The organism is Sorangium sp. So ce362 (assembly GCF_051519845.1).
Lineage (GTDB): Bacteria > Myxococcota_A > Polyangia > Polyangiales > Polyangiaceae > Sorangium.
The window spans coordinates 787,062-801,646 of sequence record NZ_CP150332.1 but is presented as its reverse complement, the minus strand read 5'-3'; the positions used below and the strand labels follow the sequence as shown (position 1 = coordinate 801,646).

The following is a 14,585-nucleotide window of genomic DNA, read 5'->3' as shown; positions in this document are numbered from 1 at the left end:
CCCCGGCTACAGCGTCACCTCGAACGGCGCGCGCGCGAGCTCCTCGCCCGTCTCCGACCGCACGACCGCCGTCCACTCCCCCACCGTGCGCGCCCCGCGCGTGAAGGCCCACGTCCGCCATCGCGGCGACGGCCCGACCCCGAGCGTCACGTTCCCGACCGGCGCCCCGCCGCCCGGCGGAACGAACGCCACCGTCACCTCGCCCTCCACGTCGCCCGGATTCTCGATCTCCAGGAACGCATAGAGCCGCTCCGTCTCCGGCGCGCGGAACATCGTCCCCGGCGCCACCGGCTCGCGGTCCTTCACGCCCTCCGCGAGCACCAGCCGCTTCACCTTCAGCTCCGCCGCGCCCCTCCCCTTCTCGCTGCCCGCCTTGCCCGCCTTGCCCGCCTTGCCCACCGCGACGCTCGCGTCCGGCGCCGTCACCGCCGCAGCCGGCGGGCTCGCGGGCGGTGCCGCCACGGCGACCGCCGGCTCGGGGCACTGCGTCGCCGCGGGGCTCGCGGCGGCGGCCGCCGCCGGAGGCCGCGCGTCGTGGCGCTCACCGCAGCCAGCGAGCGAAGCCGCGCAGAGCGCCAGAAACATCAACCGTCGAGCCATCGTCGTCGTCATCGAAGCACTCCTCCGTGTTCCGGGGCGTCCCCGTCTCACCGCTGGAGTCAGCAAGGCGCGGACCGCTTCTGGATCATCGAAATCATTGATGATTTTTCGCGCGTCTGTGGTCGCAGGGCCGCGCCCTGTGTGCCCGGCGCGACGGGCTGGCCCGCGCCGCCGGCGCGATGACCCGCGTGCTGCCGACCGCGACGATCCACCTCCGGCCGCGCTTCGCGTGCCCCCAGAAGTCGCGGCTCAGCCGCGCGACCCGCAGCGCGGACGCGGGGATCCACGCGCCCGCGTCGGTCTCGGCATAGGCGCCGCCGGCGGCCGTCTTGCCGGTGAGCACCCAGCCGAAGCGGTACGGCGCCCAGCCGTCACCGGAGGCCTAGCGTCCAGGAACCGGGAGCCGTCGTCCAGGAACCGGGAGCCGCCGTCCAGGAACCAGGAGCCGTCGTCCAGGAACCAGGAGCCGTCGTCCAGGAATCAGGAGCCGTCGTCCAGGAACCAGGAGCCGTCGTCCAGGAACCAGGAGCCGTCGTCCAGGAACCAGGAGCCGTCGTCCAGGAATCAGGAGCCGACGGCGATGGCGTTCGACGATCCGGCCGAGGCCGCGAGGGGCGCGGCGCGCATCCATCTTACGCTCTCCGACGGCGCCGCGGTCGACGAGGTACTCGATCGCACGCGGCCGGGCCTCGCGCCGGCCATCGCGATCGTCGATCATGGCAGCGCCTCCGCTCGCCTTCGCTCGCTCAGCGCGAGTTCCACCGCGTGTCGCCCTCGAGCGCCCAGCCGAGCGCGCGCCGGGTCTCCTCGGCGACCGGCCCGTCGTACCGGTGGCCGGCCTCCTTGCTGCGCACCACGCGCGTGAGCACGCCCGCCTTCTCGAGGCGCGCGGCCGCCGCCTTCGCCGCGGCGCCGCACCCCGCCTGCGCGCAGACGAAGAGGACGCGCTGCCCGCCGCCGTCCGCGAACGCCCTGGCCGTCGCCTGGGTCCACTTGTCGTGTCCGCCCTCGACAAGCACGAGGCGCGGGAAGAGCGCCGGCCGGCGCGCGGCGATCGCCGAGCCCATGATCGCGCCCAGCGAGAAGCCGGTGTAGAGCACCGCGCCGGGGTCCACGTGCTCGGGAAAGCGCGCCCGGAGCGCCGCGAGCCCCGCGTCGATCTCCTGCTCCAGGCGGGCGTTGCTCTCGTACGTGAAGCGGACGTCGCTCGCCGACGGCGAGTCGGACCGCGCCACGCCGCGCGGGCACAGGATGAAGGCGTCGCCTCCCGCGATGTCGCGCCACACCTGGCACTGCCACTCGGGCCGGTCGTAGTTGCCATGCGAGGCGATGAGCACCGGGCGCCGCGCCGTGGCGCCGATCGGCACCGACACCACCGCGCTCGGGAACCCGTCGACCGAAAGCTCCACGAACGGCGCGTCCGCGCGCAGCGGCGCGATCTCCGCAGCAGGAGCCGCGGCGTCCGCGCCCTGCGCCGCCGGCGCCGCACCGCCGTCCGCGCCCTGCGCCGCCCCGCCGTCCGCGGCCTGCTCCGCCGGCGCCGCCCCGCCGTCCGCGCCCTGCGCCGCGCCCTCGGGCGCCGGGACCTGCGCGGCGCTGGGCGGCGCGGGCGCCGGCCCCGCGGCGCGGCCCGCGCGGTCGCAGCCGAGCGCCGCCGCCGCGAGGAGCGCGAGGCATGCGAGCGGGCCGGAGAGCATGGCGGCGGGGAGCGTCATCCGGCCCAGGATGACGCATCGGCGTCCCGGACACGACGGGCTGCGAGCTGGCCGGCGCCTGCTCGAGGGGATGAGGCGGCCTACGGCAGCGCCTCGGCGAGCTTGTCCGCGAGCGGAGCGCCCCAGCCGGTCGGATAGTCCCAGCCGGGCCCCGCGCTGAACCCCTCGGGGGTCTTGCCCGCCGTGATGTCGCGGAAGGCCGACTGCACCTTCGCGTCGGTGTAGAGCGCCCGGTTCAGCCAGCCCACGACGGGCTTGTCCTCCGCGAGCCTCTGGCTGTTCACCGACGCCATCAGCCCGGCGAACACAGGGGCGGCGAACGACGTGCCGTTGCGCCGCTCCCACTCGCCCAGGTAGTAGAGCCAGTACCTGGAGTCCCCCGAGGCGTTCAGCGCGACGTCGGAGACGGCGCGCTGCCCCTGCGCGTCCAGGACGACACCCTCCTGCCACCACGGGGTCTTGAAGGCGCGCGATCGCCCCGACCCCGAGCCGCTCCACGCCACCTCGCGCGCGACCTCGCCGTCGTCGCCGAACTCGAGCATCGTCCCGCCGACGCACGTCACGTACGGGCTCGACGACGGCACGTCCGGCCGGCTCGAGTCGCCGCTCGCGACGACGATCGTCATCCCGAGCGCCGCGCCCATCCGCGACGCCTCGTGGTACTGCTCCCGGATCGGCTGCGCCTCCGTCTCCTCGCGGTGCGCGAACGACGTCGAGAGCACCGACACCTCGCCGGCCGCGATCGCCTCGTTCCACGCATAGAGGATGGAGAGGGTGCGCGCGTCCGGCCCCTCGTACGCGATGAGCTCCGCACCGGGCGCCATCACGCCCGCCCACTGCATGTCCAGCGTCGTCTCGATGTAGCGGGTCGAGATCGGATCCGCCGTGACCACGACCTCCGGGTTGTCGCGCGGCATCACGCCGAACGAGCGCCAGAACGACTGGAGATCCCTGGTCTTGAACGTCGCCCCGACCACGACGCCGAGCTTCACGCCCTGCCCGCGGTGCCCGCCGTCGTGGAGCCTGTCGACCGCGTAGGCGCGCGCGATCTGCGCGGGCGTGAGCCCCTGCGCCAGCTCCTCCGGGAGCTCCGTCTCGATCGAGCCCCCCTCGGCGGGGAGCGGAGCGGTGTCCGCCGGGACGTCGACCGCGATGACGCCCGACGTGAGGTCGATGATGTTCTGCGGCGGCCTGAGCGGCTCCAGCGCGCCGAACGTGCGGAGCGGCTTGCCGCCCTTCGAGGGGTTCTCGCGCTCGAAGTCGCGGAGCTCGGTGTCGAAGGCGGTGTTGAACTGCTCGACCGTGCCCGCGAACTCGAGCAGGAGCCGGTTCTTCGACCGGCGCCGGATCTCCATCCTGTGCTGGGTGAGCCAGGCCTCGACGGCAGCGATGTCGCTCTCGGACGGGGCGTAACGCTCCATCCAGGTGTCGACCGACATGTACTTCCGGAACGTCTCCGGCTTCCCGGGATCGTACATGTCCTCGATCGCGCTCTCGAGCCCGGGGACGTCCCGGGTCGGGAACCCGATCAGCGCGCGGAAGCGCTCCTTCTCCGGCGCCGGGCCGAAGTCGAAGTAGACCCCCGCGAGCGGCCGCGGGAGGCCGCTCGGGAGCACCGGTCCATCGTCTCCGCACGCCGCGGCCGCGAGGGCGAGCGACGCAACGCACCAAACCGAGAGCGGACGCATCAGCTGGGCCTCGCCGGCGAGGGGGTGGAGATCGTCAGGCGGGGCTCAGCACCACACGTGCTCGATGAGGTAGCAGGTGAACGACCCCGGCAGCCAGGTCTCGGGCCACCCGCCGGTGTTGTTGTCGACACAGACCTCGCAGTACGCGTGGATGCACTCGGGGTCGGTGCTCTGCGGGCCCGCGTTCGGGGACGTCACGGGCTTCTCCGAGTAGAAGAACCCGTCGGTCTTCAGCTGGTCGAGCTCGCTCGCCGACAGCTTGCCGAAAGAGGCCGCGTCCGAGGAGATGCTGAACCTCTGATCCGAAGCCTCCGTCAGGACGGGCGGCGGGTAATCGCCGTAGTCGGCGTTCTGCACCGCGGCCATCTGCTCCGCGAGCAGGATCTCCTTGCCGTCGCTGGCGGAGAGCTTGATGCGCGCGTAGTCGATCGGCGACGCCGAGTAGTCGAGGGCGTAGACCATCTTCGGGTTCATGTCGAGGCGCAGGAACTCCCCCGCCGGGAGGGCGGACAGCTCGGCCTGCGTGATCCGCTCGTGCTCTACCGCGTCATCGACGATCGGCTCGTCCGACGCGATGCATCCGGAGAAACCGGCCGCCGCGATGACGCCGAGCGCAACACTGAGAGCGAGCGATTTGGAAGAACGGATGGGCTGACGAATCATGATGGGCATTCCTTTCGTTTGGCTCACTGACGGAGGTCATCTGGCCTCGGGCTGGCCAGAGGGAGCTCCACCCCTGTCGGTCCTTCGAGCGATGGCTGCTTGTTGGACCCCACGACTCCCGCGAGTTGAGTGGAATGAGGGGAAGATGATTTCATTTCAAACGGTGCCGCAGCCCCCCCATACCTGGCAAGTAAATTCCCGGGGTGAAAGAGAATTCCATCGTTCTTCCTGCGGCATAGTGGTCGGGACGGTGCGCTGTGCGGGGCCCGCATACCTGCGACAGTACAGCGGGGCCACGGCAGGAATCGGGGGTTGCGTTGAGCGCCGGTCACGGACATACCGGCGCCTACATGGTGGACGGGTCCGGAGAGCCGTTCAGGCCAGTCGTCGCAACGGCTGAGGCCGAACTCGTGGTGCTCGACGGCCCGCTCGGGACCGAGCTCGCCGCGAGGGGGGTCGAGACGCCGGCGCCGCTCTGGAGCGCCGCGGCCCTGCTCGACGCGCGCGGCTGCGACGTCGTGCGGGCGATCCACCGGGACTACGCGCGCGCGGGGGCCACGGTGCACACGGCGAACACGTTCCGCACGAAGCGGAGGCAGGCGGGCGCCGCGTGGGCCGAGCTCCTGGCGCGGGCGGTCTCGCTCGCGCGCGAGGCCGTGCGCGATGTGGACCCGCGGCACCGGGTCGCCGGGAGCATCGCGCCGCTCGAGGACTGCTACCGGCCGGACCTCAGCCCGGCCGGCGCGCGGCAGGAGCACCGCGAGCTCGCCGAGGCGCTCGCGGCGGCGGGCGTCGACGTCCTCCTCTGCGAGACCTTTTCGCACGTCGGCGAGGCGCTCGTGGCGCTCGAGGAGGCGGTCGCCACGGGCATCGAAGCGTGGGTGTCGTTCACGGCGGGTCCGGACGCGGATCTCCTGTCGCCCGAAAGCATCGGCGTCGCCGCGCGGGAGGCGGTCTCCCGCGGCGCGCGGGCCGTGCTTGTCAACTGCACCCCCGCGACCCGCACCCTCGCGCACGTCGAGCGGCTCGCGGCGTGCGGCGTTCCGTTCGGGGCCTACGCGAACGCCGGCGCGGCGACCGAGGGGCTCGGCTGGCGCGAGGGGCAGGGCCGCTCGGCGGCCGCGCGCTACGCGGAGCTCGCGCGCGGCTGGATCGAGGCGGGCGCCACGATCGTTGGCGGCTGCTGCGGGACGGGGCCGGCGCACGTCGCCGCGCTGCGCGCGCTCGTCGACGGAGCGACGCGGCGCCCGGCGGGGTCGCCGCGCTGAGGCGCCGATCGCCGGTTGCTCCCCCGGGGTCGACGTGCCACCGATGCCCGAGGCGCAGGGTGACGCCGGCGCGCTGCGACGCGGCGCCCTGCGACGATCCAGATCCCGAGACAGCACGCCGTCGCGATCGGCGACACACCACGGAGACGGAGCGCACGATGATCGATCTCTACTACTGGCCCACCCCGAACGGCTGGAAGATCAGCATAATGCTCGAGGAGACGGGCCTCCCGTACAAGCTCATCCCGGTCAACATCGGGCGGGGCGAGCAGTTCAAGCCGGAGTTCCTCGCGATCAGCCCCAACAACCGGATGCCCGCGATCGTCGATCACGATCCGCCGGGCGGCGGGGCGCCGATCTCGGTGTTCGAGTCGGGCGCGATCCTGCTCTATCTCGCGGAGAAGACGGGCCAGCTCATGCCCTCGGACCTGCGCGGCCGCTACGAGGTGGCCCAGTGGCTCATGTGGCAGATGGGCGGCCTCGGCCCGATGAGCGGCCAGGCGGGGCACTTCGGCCAGTACGCGCCGGAGAAGATCCCGTATGCGATCGAGCGCTACACGAACGAGGTTCGGCGGCTCTACGGCGTGATGGACAAGCGGCTCGCGGACCGGCCTTTCCTGGCGGGCGAGTACTCGATCGCCGACATCGCGAGCTTCCCCTGGGCGATTCTGTACGACCGATTCGGGATCTCGGCCGACGAGCTCCCGAATTTCAAGCGGTGGCTCGACGCGGTGCGCGCGCGGCCTGCCGTCGAGCGCGGGCTCGCGGCCGGAAGCGAGCTGCGGAACCAGAGCCAGCCTGTCGACGACGAGGCGAAGCGCTGGCTGTTCGGAAAGAAGCCCCAGGCGTGAGCCGTCCGTCCGGGGGCGCATGAGGCGCGCCTCCGCGCTCCGCGGCGGCGCGCTCGTGCGTCGTAGGCGCGCGGCGCTTCGCTGACAGGGCTGCGACCGGGGCGGATGGGTCGGCTTCGGACGAACCGTCCCGTTCCGGCGCCCCGGAGATGCACACGCGGTTCGACGCGGCGTGTCCCGCGCAGGGGGGTCGCCGCGCCGGCGCGCCCTGCGGGCGAGGCTTCGCTCGGCGCCTCGAGTCCACGGTGCGCCCTGGCTGGACTTGGCGCCCATCGCTCGATCGCGCTGCATCCGCCGCTGCGCGAACGTCAAGCATGCCGGGAGCGGAAACGTCTGCACACGTCTGCCAGGCACACACTCTGCTCTGCGGTGAGCCGAGATGTCTGGGCCTGCTGGGCCCTCGCGGACATCGGGGGGAACCGATCATGTCAATGCATAGCAAGATGCTGGTGCCTGCAGTTCTTTTCGCGGCGCTGTCCGCCGGTTGCGCGGCGAGCACGGACGAGGCCGATCTCGAGTCGATCGACCTCGATGACGCGTCGATCGCGTCGGCGGATCAGGCGCTCGAGGGGGCGAGGGGCGGATACGTGGGGATGGGCACGGCCCAGCTCGTGCCTGGGAAGTCCGAGTTCGGCCCCAGCCAGATTGGACTCGTCCCGAGCAAGGGCGTGACGATCCCCAGCAAGGGTCATTTCGGTCCGGGCAAGGGCGTGACGATCCCCGGCAAGGGTCATTTCGGTCCGGGCAAGGGCGTGATGCTCCCCGGCAAGGGTCAGATCCCGTCCAAGGCTGGGTTCGGCTACGGCGGCCAGCAATCCGGCCACGCGCTGCAGGGCCAGGTCGGGTATGGCCAGTCGGCCATCGGCCAGAGCGCCGCCCTCGGCCAGACGGCCGTCGGTCAATCGGGCGCTTATGGCCCGTCGGGCGTCGGCCAGCATTCGGGCTACGGGCCCGGCGCCACGGGCCAGACCACCTGGTTTGGCCAGCAGCGCAACCCCTGATCGCCCCGCGCGAGCTCTCCGCCCGCTCACGAGGGCCATGATCGACCGCGCCTCGTGCGACGATCCGGAGAAGAAGACCGTCAGAAAACGACGGTCCGGCGGCCCTCGACGATGACCCGCCGCTCCAGGTGCGCCCGGACGGCGCGAGAGAGGACGAGCCGCTCCACGTCGCGCCCCACCCGCGTCATCTCCTCTGGACCCAGCTGGTGATTCACGCGCGCGACGTCCTGCTCGATGATCGGCCCCTGGTCCAGGTCGCGGGTGGCGTAGTGCGCCGTCGCGCCGATGAGCTTCACGCCGCGCGCGTACGCCTGATGATAGGGCTTCGCGCCCTGGAACGCGGGCAAGAACCCGTGGTGGATGTTGATGACGGGCGGCCCTTCATCGAGCATCTGCTCGGACAGGATTTGCATGTACCGCGCGAGCACGACGAGATCGACATGGTGCCTCTTCAGCAGGTGGAGCACCTGGCGCTCCTGCTCGCGCTTGGTCTCCTGCGTGATCGGGAGGCAGAAGAAAGGGATCCTGAAGCTCTCGGCCACCGCCTCGAGCGTGGGGTGATTGGAGATGACGAGCGGGATCTCGCAGCGGAGCTCGCCCGCGCGCTGCCGGAGCACGAGATCGTAGAGACACGCAGGATCCTTGGTCACCAGGACCGCCATCTTGGGGACGTGATCGGTGTAATCGACCGACCAGCGCGCCGAGAGCGCCGTGGCGAGCTCGCGAAAGGCGGCCTCGATCGCGCTGCGGGTGGCCGAGCCGCCCAGGGCGGTGACCGCCGCCGGCGAGGAGAGGCCGGACAGATCGACGACGAGGCGCATGAAGAAGCGCGGTCCCTCCTCCATGAACGCATCCGTGTGATTGCTCGCGTCGATGATGTTCAGGCCGATGTTGTAGAAGAACCCCGCGAGTCGCGCGACGAGACCGGGCTGGTCGGGAGCGGCGATGAGGAAGGTTGCGTGGACAGGACCCATCATGCGGGTCATGTAGCTCGCCCCGAGGCAGCGGCGCAAGCGGAGGGGTCGAGGAGGCGCGCGCGGCGAGCGCTAGCGCCCTTCGCCGCTCTCCGAGGACGGCGGCCCAGACGGATCCTCCGTCATCCTGGGCGCCAGCGTGGAGAGCTCCGCCCAGGGGATGCGCACGGTGCGCTCGACGTCGCGCAGGTGAGCGCTGTCGTTGTAATAGATGAGGTGCCACGCCTCGGCTCGACCCCAGCGCCGCCGGCGCTGCCAGTGGGTGAGCGAGGTGTGGCGGGTGGCGAAGTGCGCCACCGGAAACGCGAGCGCGTTCATCTTGAAGAAATGGAGGAACGCGACGTCGATGAAGCCGCCATGCGTGACGACGACGACGGTCCGCCCCTCGTGCTCGCGGGTGATGCGATCGAGGGCGACAGAGACCCGCAGCATGAACTGAGCCCAGCTCTCCCCGCCGGGGCTCGCCGGGCGGTACGGCTCGCGCTCGAAATCGATCGCATAGCGCACCATCGCCTCTCCGACCGGCATCCCGTCCGCCTCGCCGGGGCGGAGCTCCTGGACATCGTCGTCGAGCGTGAGGGGCAGCCCCAGGGCGGGGGCGATGATCTCGGCGGTCTGCTGCGCCCGGCGATACGAGCTCGCGATCACGACATCGGCGGAGATCTCGCGCGTCGCGGCCAGGCGATCGCGCAGCCGCTCCGCCTGGAGGACGCCGAGCGACGTCAGCCCGGTGTCCCCGCGCATCCCCCCGACGATATGGTTCACGTTGACGAGCGCTTCTCCGTGCCGGATGAGATAGAGGTTCGTCACGTTCTGAGCCTCCGAGGCGCGACCTGGCGAGGGGGAGGGCCGCGCGGGGCGGTCCGCGCCCGCTAGGAAGAGCAAGGCCCCCCTCGGATGTCAAGCGTTTGTGCCGCGACCGCGCGGACGCTCAGGGACAGCTCAGGGACATCCGTGGAGGAGCGCGAAGAGGGCCGCGCTCTCGGAGCAGACCTGCTCGTCGCGCAGGGCGCTGCAGAAATCGTCGACCGTGCCGAAGGTCTTCTTTCCCGTGCTGCCCTCGATACAGGAAATCGAATAGACGTACCGCGGAGCGCTCTCGCTGGGCGCGCCGACCTCCTGCGAGCCGCTGTCGCCCGCGTCCTCCGGCGGGTCGACGCCGAACGCCGGGAAGAACACGATGGGCCAGAGGCCGAAGAGGCCTGCTATGAAATTCGAGACCATGAGCTCACCTCCAACGTCGATGGAAATGCCTCCTCGTACGAGGTAGCGATTGCATCGGTTGCATCGAGATGCATTCAACAGGCCAGCTCGGGTCATGTCCGCCCATTGCACATGGGCGCGCGGTCCGGGGCCTCGCGCGCGCCCGAGCGAGGGAGCCGCCCCGTCCGGGCCGGAGGAGCGCCGGCCGCGGATCGCGCCGCACCGGCCGCGGCGGGGCGCCGGCCGGGCCGCGCCGCCGGCGTGCGGGGTGCGGGGTGCGGGGCCGCGCTTGCCAGCGCGCTCGGACATGGCCTACAAGGCGGGCCCCTATGCACCGTCGCAGCTTCATCGCGGCCGCGCTGCTCGGCTTCGCGGCCCTCGCCGGGTGCGCGCCGAGCTGGCGCGTCGTGACCCAGGCGAGCCCCGATCCGTTCGTGGGCCAGCGGTATTTCGCCCTGATGCCCATCGACTACGTGGGCCTCCAGATCATCGACAAGCCCGAGGACCGGTACCTCGCCAGCAAGGACGGGGACGACTACCAGCGCCACATGGCGGACAAGGAGTCGGTCAACGAGGAGTTCACGAAGGCGCTGGTCGAACGCGCCAAGGACGAGGGCATCGAGGTCGCGCCGACCACCGGCATGACGTCGGCGCAGTTCGTGATCAGGCCCTATGTCGGCTACATGAACCCCGGCTTCTACGCGGTCGTCACCTCGGCCCCGAGCCAGATCAGGATGACGCTCCGGCTCACGACGCCGGACGGCAAGGTGCTCGATGAGATCCAGCTCTCGAGCCGCACGGCGTCGCCCATCCCGAACACGACCCTGAGCGCCGCCGACGCGGACAAGCTGTCGATCGGCGGCCGCTGGCGCGAGGACGCGCGCGTGATCGGCGCGTATGCGGCCCGCTACCTCGAGTCGCGCGTCAACCCCTAGCGCGCGAGCGCACCCCGCAGAGCGCGCCCTCCCCGGGCGCCTCCAGGCGCGAGCGGCCGCACCAGCGCGGCGCCGCGATCACCGCCGCGCATCGGCGCCGCGGCGGGCGCTGGCCCGCCTCACAGGAGGACCCCGCGGAGCAGGAGCTCGGCCATGCTGAAGTAGATCACGAGGCCGGAGACATCGACGAGGGTCGCGACGAACGGGGCCGAGGCGCTCGCCGGGTCGAAGCGGAGCGCCCGGAGCACGAACGGCAGGAGCGCGCCCGCCAGGGTGCCCCACGTCACGACGCCGACCAGGCTGAGCGCGACGGTCAGCCCGAGCAGCACGTAGTGCCGGCCGTAGGCGCCGAAGAGGTGCTCCCAGGCGATGACGCGCACGAAGCCGATCGTGCCGAGGATCCCGCCGAGCGCGAGGCCCGAAGCGAGCTCCCGGCGGCTGACGCGGAAGAAATCGCCGAGCCGGATCTCGCCGAGCGCCATCGCCCGGATGACCAGCGTCGTCGCCTGAGATCCGGAGTTGCCCCCGCTCGAGATGATGAGCGGCACGAAGAGGGCCAGCACCACGGCGCGGGCGATCTCGTCCTCGTAGTGCCCCATCGCGGTGGCGGTGAGGAGCTCGCCCACGAACAGCGCGGAGAGCCAGCCCGCGCGCTTGCCGAGCATCCTGAGGAGCGGCGTCCGGAGGTACGGCGCGTCGAGCGCCTGCATGCCGCCGAGCTTCTGGATGTCCTCGGTCGCCTCCTCTTCCACGACGTCCACGATGTCGTCGGCGGTGACGATCCCCTTCATGCGGCCCTCGCCGTCGACGACGGGTATCGCCACGAGATCGTGCTCCGCGAAGCGCCGCGCGACCGCCTCCTGGTCGGCGTCCTCGTTCACCGACACGACGTCGGTCTTCATGATGTCGCTGACGCGCCGGTGGCCGGGCGTGATCATGAGCTGTCGCAGCGACACCACGCCGCGCAGCCGCTGCTCGGCGTCGAGCACATAGCCGTAGTAGACGGTCTCCAGGTGATCTCTGGCCTGTCGCTTGAGGTAATTGATCGTCTCGTCGACCGTCGCCTCCGGCCGCACGCGCGCGAACCACGGGCTCATGAGCCCGCCGGCCTCGTCCTCCGCGTAGGCGAGGAGCGCGCTCACTTCCCGCCGTGTCGGCTCGTCGAGCAGCGCGAGGAGCTCTTCCTGCTCAGCCGGGGACACCTCGAGGAGGATGTCCGCCACGTCGTCGGGCGCGAGCAGGCGGAGCCACAGCCTGCGCTCGCCCTTCGAGAGGGCGGCGAGGAGCGCGGCCTGGTCGGCGGTGGAGAGGCCCTGGAAGAAATCCTCCGCCTCCTCGCGCCGCAGGCGGCGATAGGCCTGCACCCGCTCCTCGTTCTCCAGGGCGGGCCACGACATGGACAGCTCGGCGGCCGTGAGCGTCTCGGCCGCCTTGAAGGGCGGGCGTTCCATCATCGCCTCACCTCATCGAGCGCCTGGCCCGCCCCGTCGGCGTCGCCCGGCAGAAGGTGCTCAGTCGGAGGGGCCCAGCGGCAGGCTTGGCCCTCGACCGACGGATAGCAAAGGACGCGCCACGGCCGCGCTCCCCGGAAGCCCCGGCGCGCCCGCGGCGCCGCGAGCCGCCCACGTCCGCCGGCCGCCAGCGCGACGCCTGGGGCGGTCAGGTCAGCCCGCAGCGCGCGCTGGTGCCTTGGAATTTTTCCTTGAGAGTCAAACTGTGCCGGTGTGCGGAGTACGGTTTGACAGGAACCCGCCACGCCTCCTAGGATGCAAGCGCTTTCCTTTGCCTTGTTTGCCAGCATGAAATCTTCGCCTCAGGCGGTCACGATGAGCTCCGGCGTTCGGCCGTCGGTACGCATGGAGGAGGTGGCCCGGCACGCCGGGGTGTCTCCGGCGACGGTCAGCAGGGTCCTGAACGACAGGGGCAAGTGCAGCGCGACGACCCGCGAGCGGGTGCTCGCCGCGATACGCGATCTCGGCTACGTGGCGAACGCTGCCGCGAGGAGCCTCGCGCAGGGCCGGACTGGGTCCCTCGGCTTTCTCCTGCCCACGGTCGGCACCGATTTCATGTCGAGCTTCCTCCAGGTCGTCGCGGGCGCGGCCACGGAGGAGGGGTATGATCTCTTGATCGCATTGCGTTCGGAGAGCTCGCTGCACCGGATGCTCGGTCGGCACAACACCGATGGTGTCCTGATCTTCGGCGCCGCGATGGGGGAGGCGAGCCTGAGGCGGATCGCGGCCGAGGGGTTCCCGGCGCTCCTCGTCTATCGAACGTCGCCGCCGGGCCTCTCCTTGCCCAGCATCGTCATCGACAACGAGGCGGGCGTGCGGGCGGCGATCGATCATCTGATCCAGGCGCACGGCCGGCATCGCATCGCGTTCCTGCGGGGCCCCGCGGGGAACGAGGACGCGGCGCGGCGTGAGGAGGCTTACCGAGGAGCGCTCCTGCGCCATGGCCTCCCGTTCGATCCGCGCCTCTGCCGCGGCGGGCTCGGCGCGGAGGAGGCGCGCACCTCGACGATCGCGCTGCTCCGCGAGCAGGCGGCGTTCGACGCGGTCGTCGGCTGGTGCGACGCCGCCTCGATCGGCGCGATGGATGCGCTGCGGAGCGAGGGCCGGCGCGTCCCCGCCGATGTGTCGGTGGTGGGGTTCGACGACATCGGGCCCGCGCGGCACCTCGACCCGGCGCTCACCACCGTCCGTCCGCCGACGGAGCTCGTCGGGCGCCTCGCCGTGCGGGAGCTCGTGCGGCGGATCCAGAGCGTCGCCACGGAGCCGCAGGCGCGGCTCCCTGTCGAGCTCATCGTCCGCCGCTCCTGCGGCTGCTCGGGCTGACGCGCGTCGGTCCTGCGGCCGCTCGGGCTGACGGGGCCGCCTTCCCCGCGGCCCGCCGGCCCCGGCGCGCTCACGCGCGCGCGGGCACGCCGAGCGGATCGACCCCGAAGCGGCGCAGGAGGCGGCAGAGCGGGACGAGCGGCAGCCCCACGATGGCCGTCTCGTCGGCGTGGCGCACGTCGTCGAACAGCCACGGTCCGTGCTTCTCGAAGAGGTACCCTCCCGCGCTGCCGATCGGCCGATCCAGCTCGACGTAGCGCCGGATCTGCGCGCGCCCGAGCGGCCGGACGCGGAGCTCCACCGTGACGGTCTCGGCCAGCGTCCGCGGCTCACCCGGCGCGAGCGGCAGCCCCGGGGGCGCGTGCACCGCGACCGCGGCGTGGAGCGCGTGGACGCGCCCGGCGAGCCGCCCGAGCTGGTCCGCCGCCTCGTCGAGCGACGCCGGCTTGCGCAGGAGCTCGCCGTCGAGATCGAGCGCCTGATCGGCGCCGATGATCAGGGCGTCGTCGCGCGCGCGCCCGAGGCTCAGCGCCTTGCCCTCCGCGAAGAGGCGGGCGCAGGCGACGGGCGACAGCCCCTCGGGCGCGATCTCGTCGAACGCCGGCGCGACGGCCTCGTACGCGAGCCCGAGGCGGTCGAGGAGCGCCCTCCGGAAAGGAGACGTGGAGGCGAGGACAATCCGGGACATGGCCGGATCCATGGCACGGAAAGACGCCGGTGCCGAGGGGGACCGCCTCCCCCCGCCGCGCGCGCGTCGGCAGACGAGAGAGGGAGAGAAAAACCGCCAAGACGCAAAGGACGCCAAGAGGAGAGATCAGGATCCTCCTGTGCCCATCGATCGATTTCTTCATCT

At 71.8% G+C, this 14,585-nt stretch carries 15 protein-coding genes; 5 read left to right on the top strand and 10 right to left on the bottom strand.

What is annotated here, in order from left to right; all coding sequences use genetic code 11:
- Window positions 1-6: 6 nt before the first annotated feature.
- The 5 genes from WMF17_RS03210 to WMF17_RS03190 all read right to left on the bottom strand — a co-directional run bounded on the left by WMF17_RS03210 (window position 7) and on the right by WMF17_RS03190 (window position 4,666).
- The gene (locus WMF17_RS03210) at window positions 7-612 is read right to left on the bottom strand and encodes a DUF2914 domain-containing protein (protein WP_437600505.1); all 606 of its coding nucleotides are present in this window, start codon (window positions 610-612) and stop codon (window positions 7-9) included.
- A gap of 82 nt (window positions 613-694) precedes the next feature.
- Window positions 695-943, bottom strand: a complete 249-nt coding sequence (locus tag WMF17_RS03205; protein ID WP_437648025.1) for a hypothetical protein — start codon at window positions 941-943, stop codon at window positions 695-697.
- A gap of 403 nt (window positions 944-1,346) precedes the next feature.
- Window positions 1,347-2,315, bottom strand: a complete 969-nt coding sequence (locus WMF17_RS03200) for a hypothetical protein (RefSeq protein WP_437648024.1) — start codon at window positions 2,313-2,315, stop codon at window positions 1,347-1,349.
- Between the two features lie 80 nt (window positions 2,316-2,395).
- The gene (locus WMF17_RS03195; RefSeq protein ID WP_437648022.1) at window positions 2,396-4,003 is read right to left on the bottom strand and encodes a S53 family peptidase; all 1,608 of its coding nucleotides are present in this window, start codon (window positions 4,001-4,003) and stop codon (window positions 2,396-2,398) included.
- Window positions 4,004-4,048: 45 nt separating this feature from the next.
- On the bottom strand, window positions 4,049-4,666 hold the full coding sequence (locus tag WMF17_RS03190; protein ID WP_437600501.1) for a hypothetical protein: 618 nt from the start codon (window positions 4,664-4,666) through the stop codon (window positions 4,049-4,051).
- Window positions 4,667-5,076: 410 nt separating this feature from the next.
- Here WMF17_RS03190 and WMF17_RS03185 point away from each other — a divergent pair, with 410 nt between their 5' ends.
- The 3 genes from WMF17_RS03185 (at window position 5,077) to WMF17_RS03175 (ending at window position 7,786) form a co-directional block, all read left to right on the top strand.
- Entirely contained in the window at window positions 5,077-5,934 is an 858-nt protein-coding gene (locus WMF17_RS03185; protein ID WP_437648020.1) for a homocysteine S-methyltransferase family protein, read from the top strand.
- Between the two features lie 158 nt (window positions 5,935-6,092).
- A complete protein-coding gene (locus tag WMF17_RS03180) occupies window positions 6,093-6,785 on the top strand; it encodes a glutathione S-transferase N-terminal domain-containing protein (RefSeq protein ID WP_437648019.1) in 693 nt (230 codons plus the stop codon).
- Window positions 6,786-7,234: 449 nt separating this feature from the next.
- Window positions 7,235-7,786: a hypothetical protein gene (locus WMF17_RS03175; protein ID WP_437648017.1), complete on the top strand. Its 552-nt coding sequence runs from the start codon at window positions 7,235-7,237 to the stop codon at window positions 7,784-7,786.
- An 80-nt stretch (window positions 7,787-7,866) separates the two neighbouring features.
- Here WMF17_RS03175 and purU read toward each other — a convergent pair whose 3' ends face one another.
- The 3 genes from purU to WMF17_RS03160 form a co-directional block, all read right to left on the bottom strand.
- The gene (gene purU / locus WMF17_RS03170) at window positions 7,867-8,760 is read right to left on the bottom strand and encodes a formyltetrahydrofolate deformylase (RefSeq protein ID WP_437604203.1); all 894 of its coding nucleotides are present in this window, start codon (window positions 8,758-8,760) and stop codon (window positions 7,867-7,869) included.
- A gap of 72 nt (window positions 8,761-8,832) precedes the next feature.
- Window positions 8,833-9,570 carry a histidine phosphatase family protein gene (locus tag WMF17_RS03165; protein WP_437600497.1) on the bottom strand — a complete coding sequence of 246 codons (738 nt, stop codon included), beginning with the start codon at window positions 9,568-9,570 and terminating at the stop codon, window positions 8,833-8,835.
- Between the two features lie 132 nt (window positions 9,571-9,702).
- Window positions 9,703-9,984, bottom strand: coding sequence for a hypothetical protein (locus tag WMF17_RS03160; protein ID WP_437600496.1), 282 nt, complete (start codon window positions 9,982-9,984; stop codon window positions 9,703-9,705).
- 308 nt (window positions 9,985-10,292) lie between these two features.
- Between WMF17_RS03160 and WMF17_RS03155 the strand changes: the two genes are divergently transcribed.
- Window positions 10,293-10,898 (top strand): hypothetical protein, encoded by a 606-nt coding sequence (locus WMF17_RS03155; protein ID WP_437600495.1) that lies wholly within the window; start codon window positions 10,293-10,295, stop codon window positions 10,896-10,898.
- Between the two features lie 119 nt (window positions 10,899-11,017).
- On the opposite strand, the gene mgtE is transcribed toward WMF17_RS03155, so the two are convergent.
- Window positions 11,018-12,352 carry a magnesium transporter gene (gene mgtE, locus WMF17_RS03150; protein WP_437600494.1) on the bottom strand — a complete coding sequence of 445 codons (1,335 nt, stop codon included), beginning with the start codon at window positions 12,350-12,352 and terminating at the stop codon, window positions 11,018-11,020.
- A 372-nt stretch (window positions 12,353-12,724) separates the two neighbouring features.
- Between mgtE and WMF17_RS03145 the strand changes: the two genes are divergently transcribed.
- Window positions 12,725-13,732 carry a LacI family DNA-binding transcriptional regulator gene (locus WMF17_RS03145; protein ID WP_437648015.1) on the top strand — a complete coding sequence of 336 codons (1,008 nt, stop codon included), beginning with the start codon at window positions 12,725-12,727 and terminating at the stop codon, window positions 13,730-13,732.
- Window positions 13,733-13,802: 70 nt separating this feature from the next.
- Here WMF17_RS03145 and WMF17_RS03140 read toward each other — a convergent pair whose 3' ends face one another.
- A complete protein-coding gene (locus WMF17_RS03140) occupies window positions 13,803-14,420 on the bottom strand; it encodes a Maf family protein (RefSeq protein ID WP_437600492.1) in 618 nt (205 codons plus the stop codon).
- Between the last annotated feature and the right edge of the window lie 165 nt (window positions 14,421-14,585).